The organism is Microcystis sp. M53602_WE12, assembly GCF_030065455.1.
Taxonomy (GTDB): Bacteria; Cyanobacteriota; Cyanobacteriia; order Cyanobacteriales; family Microcystaceae; genus Microcystis; species Microcystis aeruginosa.
In genome coordinates this window covers 1-2,251 of the sequence record NZ_JASJFB010000153.1, presented here as the reverse complement: position 1 = coordinate 2,251, position 2,251 = coordinate 1, and the positions used below count along the sequence as shown (strand labels likewise).

General features: G+C 41.0%; 2 protein-coding genes and 2 pseudogenes. 1 reads left to right on the top strand and 3 read right to left on the bottom strand.

What is annotated here, in order from left to right:
- A pseudogene (locus tag PX482_RS28045) lies at window positions 1–101 on the top strand (IS200/IS605 family transposase); the annotation flags it as partial.
- 359 nt (window positions 102–460) lie between these two features.
- On the opposite strand, the gene PX482_RS05925 reads toward PX482_RS28045, so the two are convergent.
- From PX482_RS05925 to PX482_RS05915, 3 genes and pseudogenes are all read right to left on the bottom strand, one after another.
- The gene (locus PX482_RS05925; RefSeq protein ID WP_002763732.1) at window positions 461–697 is read right to left on the bottom strand and encodes a ribbon-helix-helix domain-containing protein; all 237 of its coding nucleotides are present in this window, start codon (window positions 695–697) and stop codon (window positions 461–463) included.
- 87 nt (window positions 698–784) lie between these two features.
- Window positions 785–907, bottom strand: coding sequence for a hypothetical protein (locus PX482_RS05920; protein WP_002763733.1), 123 nt, complete (start codon window positions 905–907; stop codon window positions 785–787).
- Window positions 908–1,251: 344 nt separating this feature from the next.
- Window positions 1,252–2,082 (bottom strand): annotated as a pseudogene (locus PX482_RS05915) (formylglycine-generating enzyme family protein); the annotation flags it as partial.
- Window positions 2,083–2,251 lie beyond the last annotated feature (169 nt).

Here is a 2,251-nt window from a genome sequence, read left to right as displayed (position 1 = left end):
TAGGAAAGCATGGGGATGAAGGTATGATAGCGAGATATGTAAAAGAACAAGATAAAGAATACCTGCAGCTACACCAAAATCTACAATTGAGTCTATTTTGATTCTGATACCCCGTCCGCTTGCGGCGGGGTAGTTCATTAACTGGATTTAGTATTATAACCTCCTTAAACTGCTCCCCAAAAAGGCAAAAGCTGCCTAGTCCGCACCCTAGAAAATCTCAAAAAAAATCGACCTAGCGAGTTTTTCTTCTGCATTAGCAAAGCCTAAGTCTTCAAAAATGTTTCCCGAACTAATAGTATATTCTGTCATAATTATTTATCTTCTTTTCGATAATTATTTTTGTTGCGCTTTTTTAAATTTTTCGAGTATATCATTTAAGTACCTAAGCAAAATTAACTACACATTTCGATAAAGCTTTTGCCTCTTGCCTATTGCCTCTTGCCTGTCTTCACTAGGAAATTTATTTTGCATGACTACTTATGACTTTTTCTCCATCTAATCCCTCTCCATTATCTAATTCGGCTATGGCAACGTCAATTTTTTGACGAGTTTCTTCTACCCATTGTAAGTAATCTTGATCGAGGATTTCTAGCAAGTAAAAAGGGGTATCTATGACTTGTTCTGAATTATTAAATCTGCCACTTTTTAACTGTTTTTGGATAAATTGTTCTTGATTGGGTTTTAGTTGAATATTCATGATGACTTTTGTAAGGTTAAGGGTTAAGTCGAGTGTCCTGTTTCATTTTACTACAAGGATTAGCTAAAATAGGTTAGTTGAGGTGCATTACATAACATTAACGCCCCTTCCGAGATCGGCGATCGCTCCTTGTTTGAGTTGGTCAATGAGAGCATTATCTCGTTCCCAGCTTCTACCTGAATATTGCTTTAAGGCAGAGCCTTGAAACAAGGGAAATGAGTAGGTAGAGTAGGTAGGGTGCGTTAGGAGCGCAACAATATTATTTAATTTACATTAATTACATACGCGACGTAACGCACCAATATTATCCTAAATCCGTTGAGTAACCCACAGAAAACCGGTTTCTCCGAGAAACCCGTTTTCTACTCATGCACTCATGCAAAAAAGGGAATAAATAATCAGTAGATCGTAGGTTGGGTTGAACGATAGTGAAACCCAACACTTTTAAATAATTGGGTTGGGTTGAGGAACGAAACCCAACCTACGGCTCAAAAAAAAAAATCGACCCGCCGCTAGGCGGGAAAAAGAGAAAAAGGGTAAAAAGGGAAAAAGGGTTACAGAGTCCTCCCAGCACCGCACACCACCCGAAAACCGTAGTTGACGTCGCCGTTGGGGAAGAAGCTGTTGCGGAAAGCGGAACGGCAGAAAGCAGGATTGAAGAACCAAGAACCGCCCCGCAATGGAGAACGATTATCATTACCATTTTTTATCCAAGCACTGCCATCCTTTGGTGCATTCTCATAGCTATCATGCCAATTGTCCTCGCACCACTCCCAAACATTGCCAATCATGTCATAGAGTCCCCAAGCATTGGGCCTTTTCTGACCCACAGGATGAGTTGTCTTCTGAGAATTTCCGTCATACCAAGCGTAATCTCCTAACTGATTGGCATCATCACCGAAATAATAGCGAGTGGTTGTCCCCGCACGACAAGCATATTCCCATTCCGCTTCCGTCGGTAGGCGATAGGTTTTGCCAGTTATTTGACTCAATTTCTGACAAAAGGCTTGAGCGTCCTCCCAACTAACACTTTCTACCGGATTTTGGGGATTGTTTTTAAGATAAGAGGGATTTGTTCCCATTACTGCTTGATATTGTGCCTGAGTCACTGGATATTTGCCAATCGCAAAACTGTTGACTTTAACTGGGTGTTGAGGCTTTTCATAGCTTTTAGCATCGGGATCACTTTCAGGAGAACCCATGAGAAATTTACCTGCTGGTAAGCTCACCATCTCCATTGTGACTCGATTGGGTAGTTTTTCGGTAAATGGAGTAGGTGAAGCAATTAGGGGTATTGGTGAAACAGGCTTTTTGACTGCTGCCGGTGCTGGTGGAGGTGACGGGGGAGAATTCCATCCCACAGGTTGTAAGGCATTTAAAACCTGACAGGGGGACAAGCAAGCTGAAAAGCTTATGTATCATAAAATACAGACACAGACTCCAAAAAAAGATAAGTCATATTTACCATATATGACCTAAATAACGAAAATGATAAGTGAACTATACCAGAAAGTGTTAGAAAATGAACTGGGACGAGCCAGATATCTACTGTTG

Coding starts and splice junctions, on each gene's coding strand:
- PX482_RS05925 (WP_002763732.1), bottom strand. CDS start 697: ATGAATATTCAACTAAAACCCAATCAAGAACAATTTATCCAAAAACAG.